13 protein-coding genes and 1 pseudogene are annotated in these 17,387 nt (G+C 62.9%); 8 read left to right on the top strand and 6 right to left on the bottom strand.

What is annotated here, in order from left to right:
• Positions 1-143: 143 nt before the first annotated feature.
• On the top strand, positions 144-1,325 hold the full coding sequence (locus X726_RS158450; RefSeq protein ID WP_023669139.1) for a M24 family metallopeptidase: 1,182 nt from the start codon (positions 144-146) through the stop codon (positions 1,323-1,325).
• A gap of 47 nt (positions 1,326-1,372) precedes the next feature.
• Here the strand turns inward: X726_RS158450 and X726_RS158455 are convergent.
• From X726_RS158455 to X726_RS158465, 3 genes and pseudogenes are all read right to left on the bottom strand, one after another.
• Positions 1,373-1,633, bottom strand: a pseudogene (locus tag X726_RS158455) (ABC transporter permease subunit); the annotation flags it as partial.
• Between the two features lie 162 nt (positions 1,634-1,795).
• Complete coding sequence (locus tag X726_RS158460) at positions 1,796-3,079, bottom strand: M23 family metallopeptidase (RefSeq protein ID WP_023669137.1); 1,284 nt, start codon at positions 3,077-3,079, stop codon at positions 1,796-1,798.
• A 156-nt stretch (positions 3,080-3,235) separates the two neighbouring features.
• The gene (locus X726_RS158465; RefSeq protein WP_023669136.1) at positions 3,236-3,703 is read right to left on the bottom strand and encodes a peroxiredoxin; all 468 of its coding nucleotides are present in this window, start codon (positions 3,701-3,703) and stop codon (positions 3,236-3,238) included.
• A 184-nt stretch (positions 3,704-3,887) separates the two neighbouring features.
• On the opposite strand from X726_RS158465, the gene X726_RS158470 reads away from it, so the two are divergent.
• A complete protein-coding gene (locus tag X726_RS158470; RefSeq protein WP_023669135.1) occupies positions 3,888-7,274 on the top strand; it encodes a DUF3971 domain-containing protein in 3,387 nt (1,128 codons plus the stop codon).
• A 17-nt stretch (positions 7,275-7,291) separates the two neighbouring features.
• On the opposite strand, the gene tyrS is transcribed toward X726_RS158470, so the two are convergent.
• Complete coding sequence (gene tyrS, locus X726_RS158475; protein ID WP_023669134.1) at positions 7,292-8,545, bottom strand: tyrosine--tRNA ligase; 1,254 nt, start codon at positions 8,543-8,545, stop codon at positions 7,292-7,294.
• Between the two features lie 254 nt (positions 8,546-8,799).
• Here tyrS and X726_RS158480 point away from each other — a divergent pair, with 254 nt between their 5' ends.
• The 4 genes from X726_RS158480 to X726_RS158495 all read left to right on the top strand — a co-directional run bounded on the left by X726_RS158480 (position 8,800) and on the right by X726_RS158495 (position 12,646).
• Complete coding sequence (locus tag X726_RS158480; protein WP_023669133.1) at positions 8,800-9,534, top strand: glycosyltransferase family 2 protein; 735 nt, start codon at positions 8,800-8,802, stop codon at positions 9,532-9,534.
• Positions 9,527-9,859 (top strand): lipid-A-disaccharide synthase N-terminal domain-containing protein, encoded by a 333-nt coding sequence (locus tag X726_RS158485; RefSeq protein WP_023669132.1) that lies wholly within the window; start codon positions 9,527-9,529, stop codon positions 9,857-9,859. The genes X726_RS158480 and X726_RS158485 overlap by 8 nt, the downstream gene beginning before the upstream one ends.
• A gap of 58 nt (positions 9,860-9,917) precedes the next feature.
• Positions 9,918-11,561, top strand: coding sequence for a glycosyltransferase family 39 protein (locus X726_RS158490; protein WP_023669131.1), 1,644 nt, complete (start codon positions 9,918-9,920; stop codon positions 11,559-11,561).
• A 188-nt stretch (positions 11,562-11,749) separates the two neighbouring features.
• On the top strand, positions 11,750-12,646 hold the full coding sequence (locus X726_RS158495) for a phosphatase PAP2 family protein (protein WP_023669130.1): 897 nt from the start codon (positions 11,750-11,752) through the stop codon (positions 12,644-12,646).
• A 43-nt stretch (positions 12,647-12,689) separates the two neighbouring features.
• On the opposite strand, the gene X726_RS158500 is transcribed toward X726_RS158495, so the two are convergent.
• A complete protein-coding gene (locus tag X726_RS158500) occupies positions 12,690-13,337 on the bottom strand; it encodes an FMN-binding negative transcriptional regulator (RefSeq protein ID WP_023669129.1) in 648 nt (215 codons plus the stop codon).
• A gap of 242 nt (positions 13,338-13,579) precedes the next feature.
• Entirely contained in the window at positions 13,580-14,254 is a 675-nt protein-coding gene (locus X726_RS158505; protein WP_023669128.1) for an alpha/beta hydrolase, read from the bottom strand.
• A 255-nt stretch (positions 14,255-14,509) separates the two neighbouring features.
• Here X726_RS158505 and X726_RS158510 point away from each other — a divergent pair, with 255 nt between their 5' ends.
• Both X726_RS158510 and sufB read left to right on the top strand, forming a co-directional pair.
• On the top strand, positions 14,510-15,673 hold the full coding sequence (locus tag X726_RS158510; protein WP_023669127.1) for a cysteine desulfurase family protein: 1,164 nt from the start codon (positions 14,510-14,512) through the stop codon (positions 15,671-15,673).
• A gap of 187 nt (positions 15,674-15,860) precedes the next feature.
• Positions 15,861-17,378, top strand: a complete 1,518-nt coding sequence (sufB, locus tag X726_RS158515) for a Fe-S cluster assembly protein SufB (protein ID WP_023669126.1) — start codon at positions 15,861-15,863, stop codon at positions 17,376-17,378.
• Positions 17,379-17,387: the final 9 nt, after the last annotated feature.

The raw sequence follows: 17,387 nt of genomic DNA, 5'->3' as shown, positions 1-17,387 counted from the left end.
AATTCGCGACGGTTCCCGGGCGCGGTGCAGGACCTGTCCCATTCGTCGCGCTGGCTGATTGCAGCCGGGCTGAAACCACCGCAATGGTGAATGACGTCACGCGGGCGTGGGGCTCGCCGGCCAACAATCCAGCAGGAAAACCGATGATCGAATTGCCTTTTGCGCGCGATGAGTACCAGCGGCGGCTCCAGAAGATCCGCGCCGAGATGGCGGCGCGTGGGCTCGAACTGCTGGTCGTCAACGATGTCGCCAACCAGCATTACATCACCGGCTATGACGGCTGGTCGTTCTACACGCCGCAGGTCGTGCTGGTCCCGATCGAAGACGAGGCCGAGCCGGTCTGGATCGGCCGCGCCATGGATGCGGCAGGCGGCTTGCTGACGGCCTGGATGAAGCCGGAGAATGTTGTTGGTTTTCCCGAGGACCATGTCCAGCGCGCCGATCGCCATCCGATGGACTGGATAGGGGCCTGGATCGTCGCCAAGGGCTGGGGCGCGAGACATATCGGCGTCGAGCTCGAAGCCTATTATTTCTCGCCGAAGGCGCATGCCCGGCTGGTCGCCGGCCTGCCCAATGCGAAATGGCACGACGCCGATCTCCTGGTGAACTGGATCCGCGCCGTGAAATCCGCGCCGGAAATCGCCTACCTGCGCAAGGCGTCGACCTTGGCTGAAGCAGCCGTCGCGTGGGCCTTCGAAGTCATCGCGCCAGGCGTGCGCGAATGCGATGCGATTGCCGCGATCCAGGCGGCGCAGATTGCCGGCAGCCCCGACTTTGCCGGCGACATCACGGCGCTTCCGCCGACCATCCTCGGCGGCGAGAATGCATCGGCTCCGCACATCATGTGGAGCGACCGGCGGTTCGGCAAGGACGAGACGATTGCGCTCGAACTTGCCGGCGTCTGCCGTCGCTATGCCGCCGGCCTCGCCAGGACGATGCAGCTCGGCAAGACGCCGGCCCGTGTCGCCGACACCGCAAAGGCGGTGATCGAAGGCATGGATGCGGTGCTCGACGCGGTCAGGCCGGGGACCACAGCCGAAGCGGTCGAGGCCGCATGGCGCAAGGTTATCCAGCGCTACGGGCTGAAGAAGGAATCGCGCATCGGCTACTCCATCGGCGTCGCCTATCCCCCGGATTGGGGCGAGCACACGATCAGCCTGCGGCCCGGCGACAAGACCGCGCTGCAACCCGGCAATGTCGTGCACTCCATTCTTGGCATGTGGATGGATGGCTGGGGCATCGAGATCAGCGAGACCATTCTGGTGACCGAGACCGGCCATGAGACGCTAACCAAATTCCCGCGAGACATCCATGTCAAATCCTGACCGGTCAGCCACGACGGACGCCACCGCGACCCGCCTGACGCATCTGCTCAATATTGGATCGTCCGGCGCTCGATCAGCACCACAAGACAAAACAGGACGATCGACAGGCCCGATGACAGCACGATCGCCGCGTAGAGGCGGTCCGACTGGTAGTTGAAGGACGCCTGGATGATCAGCACGCCAAGTCCTTGGTCGGAGCCGATCCATTCGCCGACAATGGCGCCGATCACGGCGGTGGCCGAGGCAATCCTCAGCGATGAGAACAGCATCGGCAAAGCGCGCGGCAGCCGCAGGCTCCAAAACACTTCTGGGCGCGTGCCTCAGAGGGTTTCCAGCTTGCAGAAACTTCACGCCGCAGGGCGTGAGTCAACGATCACGACGCCGGAGCACGCGATGTCGGATTGCCAAACAACAGGATGGTACAACGGGTGAAGGAGGCGGGGGCGTGCAACCAGCCGCCTGGCTTGACCCTACAGATACTGCTCGACCTTCTTGCCGACGGTCAGGAAGCGCAGCGGGTCGATGGCCTCGCCATTGTGGCGGACCTCGTAGTGCAGGTGCGGGCCGGTCGAACGGCCGCTGCTGCCGGTTTTGCCAATGATGTCGCCGGCTGCGAGTTTTTGGCCGACGGCAACGTCGATCTCGCTCAGATGGCCGTAGCGCGTGGCAAAGCCGTTGCCGTGATCGACCTCGACCATGCGGCCATAGCCGCCGTTCCAGCCGGCCTTGGTAACGATTCCGGCCGCCGTGACCTTGGCTGCCATGCCGACCGGCGCGCGGAAATCCATGCCCGAGTGCAGGGCAGCGGTGCCGAGGATGGGGTCAGTGCGTACGCCGAACGGGCTGGTGACGGAGTGGCCCGGCGCCGGGTTGGCGAGCGGCAGCCGCCGCGCCTCTTTCTTCAACTGGTCGAGCGTATCCAGCGCCTCGTCCAGTTCCTTGACCTTGCTGTCGAACATCATCGAGCTGTCAAGCGGGATCAGCGGTCCGCCGACATCGCTTTCGTTTTTGCCGAAATCGCTGTCGACCGGCAGACCGGCCGCTTCCAGCGCCTGGGTGATGGCATCGGCGTTCTTGTAGGCGTTGTCGGCCAGGGTTTCGATGCGGGTGAGTTGCTGGCTCTCGATAGCCTTCAGTGAATCATTGATCGAGACGAACAATTTGTCGGCGCGGTCCGCAGCCGTTTCGCTGGGCAGCGGATCGGAACGTGTCGACCACAGCGAGAATGGCCTGGTGTCGCCCGAACCAAGGCTGGCGACCGAATAGGCGAGTGGCTCGCCGCCAGTCAGTTCGGCATGTTCGTCGGGTTTTGTTGTCGCTGCGGCATCAGCGGTTGGCGGCGTCCCGACTTCGTTTTCGGCCCGCTCGAGAATCGGGCCGAGGCGGCCATGGCGCTGGCTGAGCTGGCTCTGCCGCTGGATCAATTCGCTGACCTTGGTTTCCATCAGTTTTTGGTCGAGAAGCTGGCGGCTGGTGATGCGGTCGACCTGCGCGCGCAATGCGGAAATGCGATCTTCATAGGCCTGCTGCATGCGCGCCTGCCGGGCCGTGGTGGCGCCGATCAGATCGTCGCGCAGTACGAGATAGGAGGTCGCCAAGAGATAGCCGATGGCGATCGCCGCCAGTGCCGAGCCGAGAAAGGCGACGAGCCACGGCCGGATGGTGAAATGCCGTATTTCATTGCCCCGCGCAATGATGACCGTATGCGGCTCCTTGCGCCTGCCGAAGACCGCTGACTGACCGGTTAGGTTCACGGGACCAAGCTTTCGTTACACCAACGAAGCCCGATTACACATTATTAGGGTTAACAAAGTTTTGCCGTCGCGGGCGCGCTAGTGACCAACGGTCAGCCACCCGCATATGTCTTATGCCCCAATGCACTGCGCGGCGTTGGCCAGATCGGTGGCGCCTCAGAGCGCGCGGACCGCCTCCAGCACTGCTTCGGCATGGCCTTTCACCCGGACCTTGCGCCAGATCCCGGCGATCCGCCCGTCCTTGCCGATCAGGAACGTCGCCCGCTCGACGCCCATATAGTTGCGGCCATACATCGTCTTTTCGACCCACAGATTGTAAGCCTCGATCACCTTGCGCTCCTCGTCGGCAACCAGGCCGACGGTGAGATCGTATTTGGTTTTGAACTTGTCGTGCTTCTTCACGCTGTCCGGCGACAGGCCGATCACCACGGCGCCGGCCTTTTCGAACTCCGGCTTCAGCTGCGAAAAGCTGATCGCCTCATTGGTACAACTTGTGGTGTCGTCCTGCGGATAGAAATAAAGTACAACGGGCTTCCCCCGCATCGAGGCAAGGCTGATCGAGCCGCCGCCGTCGCGCGGAAGATCGAATTGCGGCGCAACGTCGCCAACGTCGAGATCAGCCATATCGATGCCCTTGTTTGAGGTTACGCGGCCCTAAATCAAAGAGATAGAGCATGATGTCTGGACAAACGGAAACCGTTTGTCCGAGAAAACCGCCTCACACTTTTCGGCATCATGCTCTAGCCTGCGTCGTTATAGTGTCGGGCGGGGATTCGTCCACGATCGAATTCGCACAACGGAAAATTGCGTGGATCAGGAAGAACCGCAGCACGAGAAAATCCGGTTCAGGCGTGACGAGATCACCGACCTGGGGGCTTTCCCGTCCGCTTGCCGCGTGCCGCCGCTCGGCAAGGCACGGATCGGCCGCGGCTTTCGCATCCTTGCCCGGCTGTTTGCCGGCATTGGAGCCCTTGTGCTGCTGGCGGCGGCCGCCGTCTACGTCATCGGCGCCACCGGCATCGGCAGCGAACGGCTGCGGTTGGAAGCCGAAACGGCGATCGAGAAACTGGCCGGTTTCGACGTCAAAGTCGCCGTCGGTCCTGCCAGCCTGACACTTGACGGATCGAGCTTCATTGCGCTGCAGGTCAAGGATGTCAGCGTCGAGACGGCCGACGGCAAGCCGATGGCCGATGCCGGGCGCGTCCGCTTCGGCATCCGGCTGGTCCCGCTGCTTTCGGGCGAGGTTCGGCTGACCAGCGCCAGGATTTCCGACGCCCATATCGTCACCGCGGCAATGCCGTCGGGTGGTGACTGGATAGCGCGCCTGCGCAATCAAGACGGTCTCATCGATCCGGAAAAACTGGCCGCCGTCGTCTTCAGTGACGTCAATCGTGCACTCGATGCCGTGCGCGAGGATTCGATGCGCCGCATCGATCTTAGAAATGTCGCGTTCGAGCTGCCCGAGGCCGGATCGGTCAAGCTGGTCACGATCGCCAACGCCACGGTGCTGCAGTCAGGCCCCGGCAGCATGGAGTTCTCGTCCGAGGCGGATGTCGATGGCCGCGCGCTCACCGTCACGGCCACCGCCACCCGCGATACGAGCTCGATGCGCGTTACCGCCTTGAACGCCGCCATCGACATGGCGGATGTCGCGGAGACAACGCCGGCGGCCGGCGGGCGAACCGGCGCGATGGCTTTGAAGCTCACGGGATCCGAAGGCTCGGGCGAGACCGATTCGCGGCTGACGGGCTCGCTGTCGCTAACCGGCTCGGTGCTCGACCTCGGCACACGCGGGCTGTTGCCGGCCGATGTCGATGTCGACGCCGCCCTTGTCTCCGGCTCCAACAAGATCGATGTCGGCAGGCTGGTTCTGAAGACCGGGCGCTCGGCGTTCAATTTCGCCGGCTCGATCGGGCCAAAGCCGTCGACCGGCGCGGCCGGCGAGGAGCCTTCCTATCGTTACGACCTGACCAGCGACGGCTCGACGCTGGCGCCTTCGGAATCGCCCGAGCCGGCGCTAAATTTCTTCGCCCGCATCGCCGGCGTCTATCAGATCAAGAGCCGCAAGCTTGTCGCCGACCAGATCGGCATCAGGTCGGGATCGGGGAGCGAAGTGCTGGGAACCGCTGCGGTTTCCTTCATCGACAACGGACCGCCGGGTATCTCGGTGTCGCTCAACGTCCACGACATGGCGGTCTCGCACGTCAAGCAATTGTGGCCCTGGTTCTCGGCCAAGAACGCGCGGCTGTGGGTGCTGCAGAACCTGTTTGGCGGCCGCGTCGTCGATGCCAGCCTGCAGTTCCAGGTCGTGCCGGGGCGTCTCGGCAACGGCGTGCCGCTTTCGGCCGACGAGGTGTTCGGCCGCTTCCAGGTCGAGGGCTCGCGTTTCGACACCGCCGGCCGCATCCCGCCGATACGCGATGCCGTCGGCGTCGTTTCCTTCCACGGCAACGATGTCGACGTCGCGCTGTCGTCGGGCAGCGTCTATATGCCGAGCGGCCGCACCGTGGCGGCAAGCAATGGCACACTGTCGGTAAAGGCGGCAAACCACCCGCCGGTGATCGGCGCGCTCGACATCGACGTCGCCGGTGAGGCGCCGGCCATCGCCGAACTTGCCTCCTACGAACCGATCAACGCCATGCGCCATGTCGGCATCTTGCCGGACGACCTGTCGGGCACGGTGACCGGCCACGTCAAGGCCGACATTCCGTTGCAATCCGGCGTCGACACGTCGAAGCTCGATTGGCTGGTATCGCTCGACTACAAGGACCTGTCGCTCGCCAAGCCGTTCGAAGGCCAGATGGTGACCGATGCCGACGGATCGATCGAAGTCGGGCCTGACAAGGCGGTGATCTCTGCCAAGGCGCGGCTGAACGGCATTCCAGCCGAGCTCGATCTGGTTGAGCCGCTCAGGGATGGCGGGCCGCCGCGCAGCCGCAAGGTGGCGCTTGTGCTCGACGACAAGACGCGCGCCATCGCCATGCCTGGCCTGTCGCCGCTGATTTCCGGCACCATCAAGGTGGCAATCGACAAGAGCGGCGAAGGCGGCAGCCAGAACGTCGACGTTGACCTGACGAGCGCCAGGCTGGACATTCCCTGGGCAGGCTGGAGCAAGGGGCCGGGCATTGCCGCCAATGCCACTTTTACCATGAGCAAGTCCGGCGATACCACGACGCTGTCTGACTTCGACCTCGACGGAAAGAGCTTTTCGGTCGAAGGCGATGTCGTCCTGGTCAAGGGCGCGCTGTCTTCGGCCCGCTTCAGCAAAGTCGCCTTGAACCGGGGCGACGATGTCGCCGTGACGGTGAAGCGGTCGGGCAAGGGCTTCGCAGTCGATGTCAGCGGCAACGCGCTCGATGCCCGCTCGCTGATCAAGCAGTTCACCTCCGATGTCGATACCGCCACCAAAACCACCGGCACGGACGCGGTTTCGGTTAGCGCCGACGTCAATTCGCTAAGCGGGTTCCATGACGAGGTCCTGTCCAATTTGAAGCTCGACTACAGTGCCGCCGGCTCCAGGGTGAACAGGCTCAAGGTCAGCGCCGCGGCAAGTTCCGGCGCCGCCATCACCATCAGCAATACGGCAGGCAATGGTGCTCGCGCGCTCACCATGAAGTCGGCCGACGCAGGCGCCATATTGCGCTTCCTCAACATCTACGAGCATATGGAAGGCGGATCGATCACGCTGGCGCTCAGCGGCGCAGCCGACGGCCCGATGCGGGGACAGGTCGATTCGAGCAACTTCTTCATCGTCAATGAACCGAAGCTTGCGTCCATCGTATCGACTACGCCAGCCGGCGACAGCCGCAGCCTGAACGAAGCGGTCAAGGGCAAGATCGACACATCGCGGGTAAAGTTCGAGCGCGGCTTTACCGAGATCGACAAGGGGTCGGGCTATTTGAAATTGGCGAATGGCGTGCTGCGCGGCCCGCGCATCGGCACCACCTTCCAAGGCACGCTCTACGACCAGAACAACAATATGGACATGACCGGAACCTTCATGCCGGCCTATGGCCTCAACCGCATCTTCGGCGAGTTGCCGTTGGTCGGCGTTCTGCTCGGCAACGGCCGCGACCGAGGCCTGATCGGCGTCACCTACCGGCTTAAGGGCAACGCCAACAAGCCGGTGCTGGACATCAACCCGCTATCGGTAATCGCGCCGGGCATTTTCCGGTCGATCTTCGAGTATCGCTGAGGATCCCAGAAGACGGCTCAGGCAGGCCGCACAAGCACGTGCTTTTTCTTGCCCACTGAAAGCTTTGCGACGTTTTCCGGACTCAAATCCTGAGGCGTCACCATCCGCCGGTCGTCCGCCACCGGCTGGTCGTTGAGGCGCACGGCGCCGCCCTGGATATGCCGGCGCGCCTCGCCGTTCGACCCGGCAAGGCCCGCGGTGACCAGCAGCGACAGGATGCCGATGCCAGCTTCCAGCGCTGCGCCATCCACCTCGACGCTCGGCAGGGTTTCGGCCGTCACGCCTTCCTCGAACGTCTTGCGCGCGGTTTCCTCGGCCGCGAGCGCCGCCTCGCGGCCGTGCACGATGGCCGTGGTTTCTGTGGCCAGCACCTTCTTGGCCTCGTTGATCTCCGAGCCGCCAAGGGCGGCCAACCGCGCGATCTCCGAAAGCGGCAGCCGGGTGAAGATCTTCAGGAAGCGCTCGACGTCGGCATCCTCGGTGTTGCGCCAGTATTGCCAGAAATCATAGGGCGAGAAGAGGTCGCCGTTCAGCCACACCGCGCCCTTGGCCGATTTGCCCATCTTGGCGCCCGACGATGTCGTCAGCAGCGGCGTGGTCAGCGCATAAAGCTGCGGCGTGCCCATGCGGTGGCCGAGATCGACGCCGTTGATGATGTTGCCCCACTGGTCCGAACCGCCCATCTGCAGCCGGCAGTCGTGGCGGCGGCTGAGCTCGACGAAATCATAGCCTTGCAGGATCATGTAGTTGAATTCGAGGAAGGACAGCGACTGTTCGCGCTCGAGCCGCAGCCTGACGCTGTCGAAGGTCAGCATCCGGTTGACCGAAAAGTGGCGGCCGACATCGCGCAGGAACTCGACATAGTTGAGCTTCATCAGCCAGTCGGCATTGTTGACCATGATGGCGTCGTTGCCAGTGTCGCCGAAGCGCAGGATGCGGCCAAAAATTCGCTTGATGCCCTCGATGTTGGTGGCGATCGCCTCGGGCGTCAAAAGGCTGCGCTGGTCGTCACGGAAGGACGGGTCGCCGATCATCGAGGTGCCGCCGCCCATCAGTGCGATCGGCCGGTGGCCGGTCTCCTGCATCCAGTAGAGCATGGTCGCCGATATCAGATTGCCGATGTGCAGGCTGGTCGCCGTGGCGTCGTAGCCGACATAGGCGGTCACGGTTTCCTTCGCGAAAAGTTGATCCAGCCCGGTCTCATCCGAAATCTGGTGGATGAAGCCGCGCTCGCTCATGACGCGCAGGAAATCGGACTTGAAGGCGGGCATTGTTTCTTCCTGAAAGCGCCGGGTCCGAACGGCCCGGCATGGCCTGAACGCGGGCGTTTAGCATCCAAGCGCGTCAAGCAAAAGTGGTTTCCGATTTTGCGCCGGCATGGAGAGCCTATTCTGCACTGCCGCGCATGCTTGCTTCATCCTGTCGGCTGGCGTAATGAGGCGCCGCGCCAACGGGTTCGATCCGCTGGAACGGCACCGCACGGCATCCACCGAATGCCATATCTTGTGACAGAGCCCGACGCGATATGCCGGACGCATTGATATCCATCGTCATTCCCTGCCGCAACGAGGCGGCGAACCTGCCGCTGCTGATCGACGAGATCGAGGCGGCGATGACCGGGCGCGACTTCGAAATCATCGTCGTCAATGACGGTTCGACTGACGACACCGCTTCGGTGCTTGCCGCTGAAGCCGCCACACGTCCGTTTCCGCTTCGGCAGCTTCGGCACGAAAAATCCGCCGGCCAGTCGCTTTCGGTGCGCTCGGGCGCTTGGGCGGCGCGCGGCTCGATCGTCGCCACCATCGACGGCGACGGCCAGAACGACCCGCAATATATCCCCGTGCTGGTCGATGCGCTGCGTCGGGCAGGGCCCGATTTCGGCGCCGCGCAGGGGCAGCGGTTGAAGCGCCGCGACAGCAAGATCAAGCAATTGGCATCGCGTTTCGCCAACTGGCTGCGCGGCGCGATCCTGCATGACGACACCCGCGACACCGGCTGCGGCCTGAAGGCGATCCACACCGATATCTTGCGCAAACTGCCGTTTTTCGACGGTACGCATCGTTTCGTTCCGGCGCTTGTCATCCAGGAAGGCTACCGCGTCGTCCATTGCGACGTCGTCGACCGCTCCCGCCGCCACGGCAAGTCGAATTACGGCATCTTCGATCGCGGCCTGCAGGGCGCGCTCGATCTCGCCGGCGTCTGGTGGCTTCGGCGCCGGCGCCGCAGAATGCCAAAGGTAGAGGAAATCACGCATGGCTAACGTGTTTCAGGAATTGGCGACCTGGCTGCACCAGGTTTTCGTCAAGCAGTTCGACGCCTGGGTTCTGCTCGGCTTCGTTGCCCAGTTCTTCTTCACCATGCGCTTCCTGGTACAGTGGATCGCTTCGGAAAAGGCCAAGCGCAGCGTCGTGCCGATCGCTTTCTGGTTCTTCTCGCTGTTCGGCGGCGGGCTGCTGCTGGTCTACGCCATCCAGCGTGAGGATCCGGTGTTCATCGCCGGCCAGGCCATGGGCATGGTGATCTATGTCAGAAATTTATGGCTCATCGCCAATGAGCGCAAGGCGGCGATGACCAAGGTCGACTGAGCCACCAGTCCCGCCAAATCCAGTCTGTCCGGTGTTGACCAGTCTGTCCGGTGTCGAAATGAGCAGGAACTACATCTTTCTCTTCCTGTTCAGCCTGATGATGACGGCGTCGGGACTGGCCTCTATGCCGCCGCTCGACCGCGACGAGCCGCGCTTCGTCCAGGCGACCAAGCAGATGACGGAGACCGGCGACTATGTCGACATCCGCTTCCAGGACGCGTCGCGTTACCAAAAGCCGATCGGCATCTACTGGCTGCAATCGGCGGCGGTGACGCTGAGCGGCCAGGGGGCACAGGCGCCGATCTGGATTTACCGGCTGGTCTCGGCGCTGGGCATCGCCATCGCCGTCGTCGCAATCGCCTGGACCGGGGCCAATCTGTTCGGCGCCAATGCCGGTCTTGCCGCCGGCCTGGTCATGGCGGCGATTTTCGCCACCGCCTTCGAAGGCCGCGACGCCAAAACCGACGCGATGCTGCTTGCCTGCTGCGTTCTGGCGCAAGGCGCGCTGGCGCAGATTTATCTGGCATCGCGCCGCAACGAGCCGGTCGCCGGCCATCTGCCGTGGATTTTCTGGGCTGCGCAGGGCGCGGCGATCCTCATCAAGGGGCCGATTGCACCGCTGCTGTCGGCGCTGACGGTGCTCACGCTGGTTGCCTTCGAGCGCGACTGGCGCTGGCTGGCGAGGCTGAAAGCCGGGCGTGGGCTGATTCTGGTGCTGTTGATCGTGCTGCCCTGGCTCGCCCTTATCACCTGGAAGAGCAACGGCGCCTTCCTGCAGCAGGCCGTCGGCAAGGATATGCTCGGCAAGGTCGCGCAAGGCGAGGAGTCGCACGGCGTTCCGCCGGGCTTCTACGTGCTGACCTATTGCCTGTTCATGTGGCCGTTCGGCCTTGTGGCGCTCGGCGCCGGACTGCAGGCGCTCAACCGATTGCGCGACGATCCGCGCCTGCGTTTCTGCCTCGCCTGGTACATTCCGTTCTGGCTGGTCTTCGAATTGATCCCGACGAAACTGCCGCATTATGTGCTGCCGGCCTATCCCGGCATGGCCCTGCTCATCGGCTGGCTTTTGACGCTGACACCGCAAGAGGCAAATGCGCCGCTCAGGCGCTGGCAGACATGGCTGTGGTGGGCGACCGCATTCGGCACCGTTCTGGTGACAGTCGGTCTCGCCGTGCTTTGCGTCGGTGCGCCGATCTATCTCATGAAGACATTTTTATGGTGGAGCGTTCCGGCCGCCGCGGCAGCATTGGGCGCCGGCTACCTCGCTGTTTCGCGCCAGACGCTGGTGCCGCTGGTCCGCATCGGCGGGGCTGCGGTTTGCGCCGGTATAACCTACGCCCTGCTGTTCGGTGTCATCGTGCCGTCACTGAAACCGATTTGGATGAGCCGGGAAATCGAGGCTGCGGTTCGCGCCGATCGTCCCTGTGAGATGAGCGTGCTCGCCTCCGCGCAATATCACGAACCGAGCCTGGTATTTCTGGTGGGCACAAAGACGGTACTGACCGATGTCGACGGGGTTGCGCAACATCTGCTTGGCGATCCGGCCTGCGCGCTGGGCCTGGCGCCGGTCGGCGATGAAAAACGGCTGGATGACCTGCTGGCAGGGCAAGGCAAGAAGGCCAGCCGCGTCGCCGAGATCGACGGCATCAACTATTCGTCAGGTGATAAATTGTCGCTCGGCCTGTACCGTGTGGCGAACTGATAGCTCTTCAATGATCGCGCCGAGCTCCGCATGTTGATGAAGTCGCCATCGCCGGCGCGTGCCGCTTTGCCTGCCATGCTCCGGCAGTCTGTCGCTAATTTCCGCGATACTNGTCAGGTGATAAATTGTCGCTCGGCCTGTACCGTGTGGCGAACTGATATCTCTTCGATGATCGCTTCGAGCTCCGCATGTTGACGAAGTCGCCATCGCCGGCGCGTGCCGCTTTGCCTGCCATGCTCCGGCAGTCTGTCGCTAATTTCCGCGATACTTTCGGGATTGTACGGCATCGCCTGGCGACGCGCCCGGCGCGCTACCCGAAAATCCTGTGGTCGGTCTGGGTTGTGGCCTGGCTTTTGCTGACGATCGCGGTGTCGCTCCGTTTCGACCATCTTGCAGGGACCATGGCGAGGCAGTGGGCTTCAGGCTCGACCAATGTCTTCCGCATCGCCGAGTTTTTTACCTTCTTCGGCCTAGGCGGCTGGTATCTTGTCCCGTCGGTACTGGTGCTGATTGCCGCGAATCTGACGGATTGGCGCAGCCTTTCCCGGCGCGCGCGGATGACCTTCTACAACTGGACCTGCTTTGCTTTCATGGTGCTGGGTTCGATCGCACTCTCGGCCATGGTCGTCAACGTGCTGAAATATGGCGTGGGCAGAGCCAGGCCGATGAATTTCGACAAGCTCGGCGATCTGTCGCTGCATCCTTTTTCCTTGGAGGCGCGCTTTGCCAGCTTCCCGTCCGGCCATGCCACGACCATGGGCGTCATTTTCGGCATTGCACTGCTGTTGTTGCCCCAGCGCAGATGGGTGCTGCTGGCAGCAACCTTGTCGGTCGCATCGACCCGGATCTTTATCGGCGCGCACTATCCGAGCGACACTGTCGCCGGATTCGGCCTTGGCTGTGCTGTTGCCATCGTCTGCGCGATGGTGCTTGGCCGGCTGGGATGTATCTTCCGCTACACGGCGTCGGGGTTGCCGGTGGCAAAAACTACGTTCCGCCTATTCCGTCGGGCTCGCAAACCAAACCAAAACGATGCGCCGAGACAGACGAATTTCCGCATTGGAGCAGCGCCGGCAAGCAACTGAATTGCTGACGCCTTTGGAACCATCTAGACTAAGACCACCCCAGCTAGCTGTCGATGCCACCCCAGCTCCGCACCAGCCGAGCCATGTCAGGCGCGCCGGCGGCGTCCTTCTCCAGCCCTTCGGCGACACCGACGCGGTCGGCGACAGGCCGGTTCTGGCTGACTTTCCACTTGCCGCTGATTTCGGCGATCTCGATCTCCAGCCCGATGATGCCCTTGATCTGCGACTGGATGAAGGTCGGCGGCGCATCGGTCACCGCCCAGGGTGCCTCGCGGGCGTTTTCCTGCGACAGCGTCAACTCGGTGATCTGCTGTGCGATCCAGGCGGAATCCTCGATCACTCTTACCGTTCCTCGCACCTGGACAATGGCGTAGTTCCAGGTCGGCACGACCTTGCCGGTCTCGCGCTTGGTCTCGTACCAGGACGGCGTCACATAGGCGTCGGCGCCCTGGAAGACGACCAGCACCGGCGATGTCGGATTGTCGGCCAGCTGACGCCATTGCGGGTTGGCCCTGGCCAGATGGGCGCGCAGCCGGCCATTCGGCCCAACCTCTGCATCAAGCAGGAAAGGAATGGCATTGGCGACCGGGCCATCGGTGCCGTTGGAGATCAGCAACCCCAGCGGATGCGTCCGGATCAGCCCGTGCAGGACGTCCGGCCGCGTTTCCTGGAAATGGGGAGGCTGGTACATGATCGGTCATGCTCTTCCGCTGGCTGANATGATCGGTCATGCCTTCTTGCGCTGGCTGAACCGGCATTGTGCACCGTTCAGCCGAGCCGCGCCACATGTCAGGCTGGCTTCACCGTTTGGATCAGCCGAAATGGCATTGTCGCGCCCATGATGGGCACGACTGTGACGGCATCGGACCGGGAGTTTTTGTTTTGACGCAATTCCGGACGGAAAACCCGTTTGCACTTTTCCTGGAATTGCTCTTAGCGCAGCCGCTTCGGCCGCGGATCGGATAATTCGCCGGCCAGCCGTCGGTCGAGATAGTCGGCGCATTCCTCGAGCAGCAGATCGGCGTCGTTGGCGAAGAAGTGGTTGGCGCCGGGCAAGGTCTTCTGCGTGATGGTGATGCCCTTTTGCGTGTGCAGCTTGTCGACCAGGCCCTGCACATCCTTGGGCGGCGCCACCTTGTCGGCATCGCCATGGATGATCAGACCCGATGACGGGCAGGGCGCCAGGAACGAGAAATCATAGGTGTTGGGCTGCGGCGCGATCGAGATGAAGCCCTCGATCTCGGGCCGGCGCATCAGAAGCTGCATGCCGATCCAGGAGCCGAAGGAATAACCGGCCACCCAGCAGCTCTTGGAATCCGGATGCAGCGACTGCACCCAGTCGAGCGCTGCGGCGGCATCCGACAATTCGCCGGTGCCGTGGTCGAATTCGCCCTGGCTGCGGCCGATGCCGCGGAAGTTGAAGCGAAGCGTGGTGAAATCGCGCTTCTGGAACATGTAGAAGAGGTCATAGACGATCTTGTTGTTCATCGTGCCGCCGAATTGCGGATGCGGATGCAACACGATGGCAATCGGCGCGCTCTTCTCCTTGGAAGGCTGGTAGCGGCCCTCCAGGCGGCCGGCCGGACCGGTGAAAATGACCTCAGGCATGAAATACTCCAAATGGCATACGAATGCGCGGCGCCCGGAACAATTCTTACTCCAGCCCCAGCCCTTCCGGGCCTTGACGCAGGGCAAGCGTCTTCTTAGAAGCTAGTTTAGAATTGTTCAAAACTGGATAGCCAGCCGTGACGGCCCGGCCATCCTCGCCGCAAGCCGCGTAAATAGGACGTCTTGCCTTGCAATTTCAAGGAAATAACGCGCTATCCTTGCGGAAAGGGTCTTGACGGGATCGATTGGGTGAAAATGGCCGCAGCACGCGCCTATCTCGACTACAATGCCAGCGCGCCGCTCATTGCCGAGGCGCGCGAGGCGATGATTGCCGCGCTCGATCTCGTCGCCAATCCGTCGTCGGTGCATGCCGAGGGGCGCGCGGCGCGGCGCTTGATCGACACTGCCCGGCGCGATGTGGCAGCGCTTGTCGGCGCCAAGGCCGAGCATGTCGTCTTCACCTCCGGCGCGACGGAAGCCGCATCGACGCTGCTGACACCGGATTGGCGGATGGGCCGTGGCACGGCGCGCATGAGCCGGCTCTATGTCTGCGAGGCCGACCACCCTTGCCTGTTGAACGGCGGCCGCTTCCCGGCAACACAGGTTTCGCAGATCGGCGTCGACGCCGATGGCATCGCTGACCTCGCTCAGCTGACAGCCGCTCTGGCCGCGCATGACAAGGCCGAAGGCCTGCCGTTGGTCGCGATCCATGCGGCCAACAACGAGACCGGCGTCATCCAGCCGATCGAGGCAATCGCTGCAATCGTCAAGGCGGCGGGCGGCATTCTGGTGGTCGACGCGGTGCAGGCTGCGGGCCGCGTTCCCATCGATATGTCAGCGGCTTACGCCGACTATTTGATTCTGTCTTCGCACAAGATCGGCGGCCCCAAGGGTGTCGGCGCCGTCGTTGCGGCAGCCGATCTGATGATGCCGAAGCCGCTGATCAATGGCGGCGGCCAGGAAAAGGGCCATCGCGGCGGCACCGAAAACCTGGCGGCCATCGCCGGCTTTGGCGCCGCGGCGCGGCAGGCTTTGGCTGGACTGAAAGACGTCGAAGCGATCGCGCAACGCCGCGGCGAGGTCGAGAAAACACTCAAAACGCTGGTGCCGGACGCAGAAATCTTCGGAACCGGCGCGCCAAGGCTTGCCAATACGACATTCTTCGCTATTCCCGGCATCAAGGCCGAGACGGCGCAGATCGCGTTCGATCTGGCTGGCGTTGCGCTGTCGGCGGGATCGGCCTGTTCGTCGGGCAAGGTCGGGCCGAGCCATGTGCTGAAAGCCATGGGTCATGGCGACAGCCTGGGCGCTTTGCGCGTGTCCATCGGCCACGCAACGAGTGCCGGGGATATCGAACTGTTCCGTGCTGCGCTGGCCGGTATTGCCCAGCGCCGGGCGGGCAGGGAACAAGCCGCCTGAGGCGGCGACAAAGAATTCAGGCCTCGCGGCCTGGTAGAGCCGTGCGTTTGCAAGTGGCCGGGTGAATTCCCGGCCGAGACGCACTATATGAAACTTACGCCGCCTTCGGCGCCTCATGGGCAGCCCTCGGCGATGCCATAGTTTGAAAACTGTCGGGCCTTGACCCCGGCGTGGATGGAGAACGCTTATGCCTGCTGTGCAGGACACGATCGATCGGGTTCGAAAGATCGACGTCGACCAGTACAAATACGGATTCCAGACAGAGATCGCGATGGACAAGGCCCCCAAGGGCCTGAGCGAAGACATTATTCGCTTCATCTCGGCCAAGAAGGATGAACCGTCCTGGATGCTGGAATGGCGTCTGGAAGCCTATCGGCGCTGGTTGACCCTGGAAGAGCCGACCTGGGCGCGCGTCCATTATCCGAAGATCGACTTTCAGGACCTCTATTACTACGCGGCGCCCAAGAGCACGCCCGGCCCGACCTCGCTGAGCGACGTCGATCCCGAGCTGTTGAAGGTCTACGAGAAGCTCGGCATTCCGCTGCGGGAACAAGAAATCCTCGCTGGCGTGCAGAAGACCGACGTCTCCGATCTCGAGGAGCCCAGCGACAATGTCTACAAATCGGGCCGTGTCGCGGTCGACGCGGTGTTTGATTCCGTTTCCGTCGTCACCACGTTCAAGAAGGAACTGGCGCATGCCGGCGTCATCTTCTGCTCGATCTCGGAAGCCATCCGCGAGCATCCGGAGCTGGTGCAGAAATATCTCGGCTCGGTCGTGCCGACATCCGACAATTTCTACGCCACGCTGAATTCGGCTGTCTTCACCGACGGCTCGTTCGTCTTCGTGCCCAAGGGCGTGCGCTGCCCGATGGAGCTGTCGACCTATTTCCGCATGAACGAGAAGAACACCGGCCAGTTCGAGCGCACGCTGATCATCGCCGAGGAGGGGGCTTACGTCTCCTATCTCGAAGGCTGCACGGCGCCGCAGCGCGACGAGAACCAGCTGCATGCCGCCGTCGTCGAACTGGTGGCGCTCGACGATGCCGAGATCAAATATTCGACGGTGCAGAACTGGTACCCCGGCGATGCCGAGGGCAAGGGCGGCATCTACAATTTCGTCACCAAGCGCGGCGACTGCCGCGGCCACCGTTCGAAGATCTCGTGGACGCAGGTCGAGACCGGTTCGGCGATCACCTGGAAATATCCGAGCTGCATCCTGCGCGGCGATGATTCCTCCGGCGAGTTCTATTCGATCGCCGTGTCGAACGGCTACCAGCAGGTCGACAGCGGCACCAAGATGATCCATCTCGGCAAGAACACGTCGAGCCGCATCATCTCCAAGGGCATCGCCGCCGGCTTCTCGCAGAACACTTATCGCGGCCAGGTCTCGGCGCACCGCAAGGCGACCAACGCCCGCAACTTCACCAATTGCGATAGTCTCCTGATCGGCGACCAGTGCGGCGCGCACACCGTGCCCTACATGGAAGCCAAGAATTCGACGGCGCAGTTCGAGCATGAGGCGACGACCTCGAAGATTTCCGAGGACCAGAAGTTCTACGTCATGCAGCGCGGCATCCCGGAAGAGGAGGCGATCGCGCTGATCGTCAACGGCTTCGTCAAGGATGTCATCCAGCAATTGCCGATGGAGTTCGCGGTCGAAGCGCAGAAGCTTATCGGCATCAGCCTCGAGGGCTCGGTCGGCTGACCGGACAAT

It is taken from the genome of Mesorhizobium sp. LSJC285A00, from assembly GCF_000503155.1.
Lineage (GTDB): Bacteria > Pseudomonadota > Alphaproteobacteria > Rhizobiales > Rhizobiaceae > Mesorhizobium.
The sequence above is the reverse complement of the archived record's forward strand: the minus strand, read 5'-3'. Positions and strand labels throughout refer to the sequence as shown.

Coding starts and splice junctions, on each gene's coding strand:
- X726_RS158450 (WP_023669139.1), top strand. CDS start 144: ATGATCGAATTGCCTTTTGCGCGCGATGAGTACCAGCGGCGGCTCCAG.
- X726_RS158465 (WP_023669136.1), bottom strand. CDS start 3,703: ATGGCTGATCTCGACGTTGGCGACGTTGCGCCGCAATTCGATCTTCCG.
- tyrS (WP_023669134.1), bottom strand. CDS start 8,545: ATGCCCGCCTTCAAGTCCGATTTCCTGCGCGTCATGAGCGAGCGCGGC.
- X726_RS158480 (WP_023669133.1), top strand. CDS start 8,800: ATGCCGGACGCATTGATATCCATCGTCATTCCCTGCCGCAACGAGGCG.
- X726_RS158485 (WP_023669132.1), top strand. CDS start 9,527: ATGGCTAACGTGTTTCAGGAATTGGCGACCTGGCTGCACCAGGTTTTC.
- X726_RS158490 (WP_023669131.1), top strand. CDS start 9,918: ATGAGCAGGAACTACATCTTTCTCTTCCTGTTCAGCCTGATGATGACG.
- X726_RS158495 (WP_023669130.1), top strand. CDS start 11,750: ATGTTGACGAAGTCGCCATCGCCGGCGCGTGCCGCTTTGCCTGCCATG.
- X726_RS158500 (WP_023669129.1), bottom strand. CDS start 13,337: ATGTACCAGCCTCCCCATTTCCAGGAAACGCGGCCGGACGTCCTGCAC.
- X726_RS158505 (WP_023669128.1), bottom strand. CDS start 14,254: ATGCCTGAGGTCATTTTCACCGGTCCGGCCGGCCGCCTGGAGGGCCGC.
- X726_RS158510 (WP_023669127.1), top strand. CDS start 14,510: ATGGCCGCAGCACGCGCCTATCTCGACTACAATGCCAGCGCGCCGCTC.
- sufB (WP_023669126.1), top strand. CDS start 15,861: ATGCCTGCTGTGCAGGACACGATCGATCGGGTTCGAAAGATCGACGTC.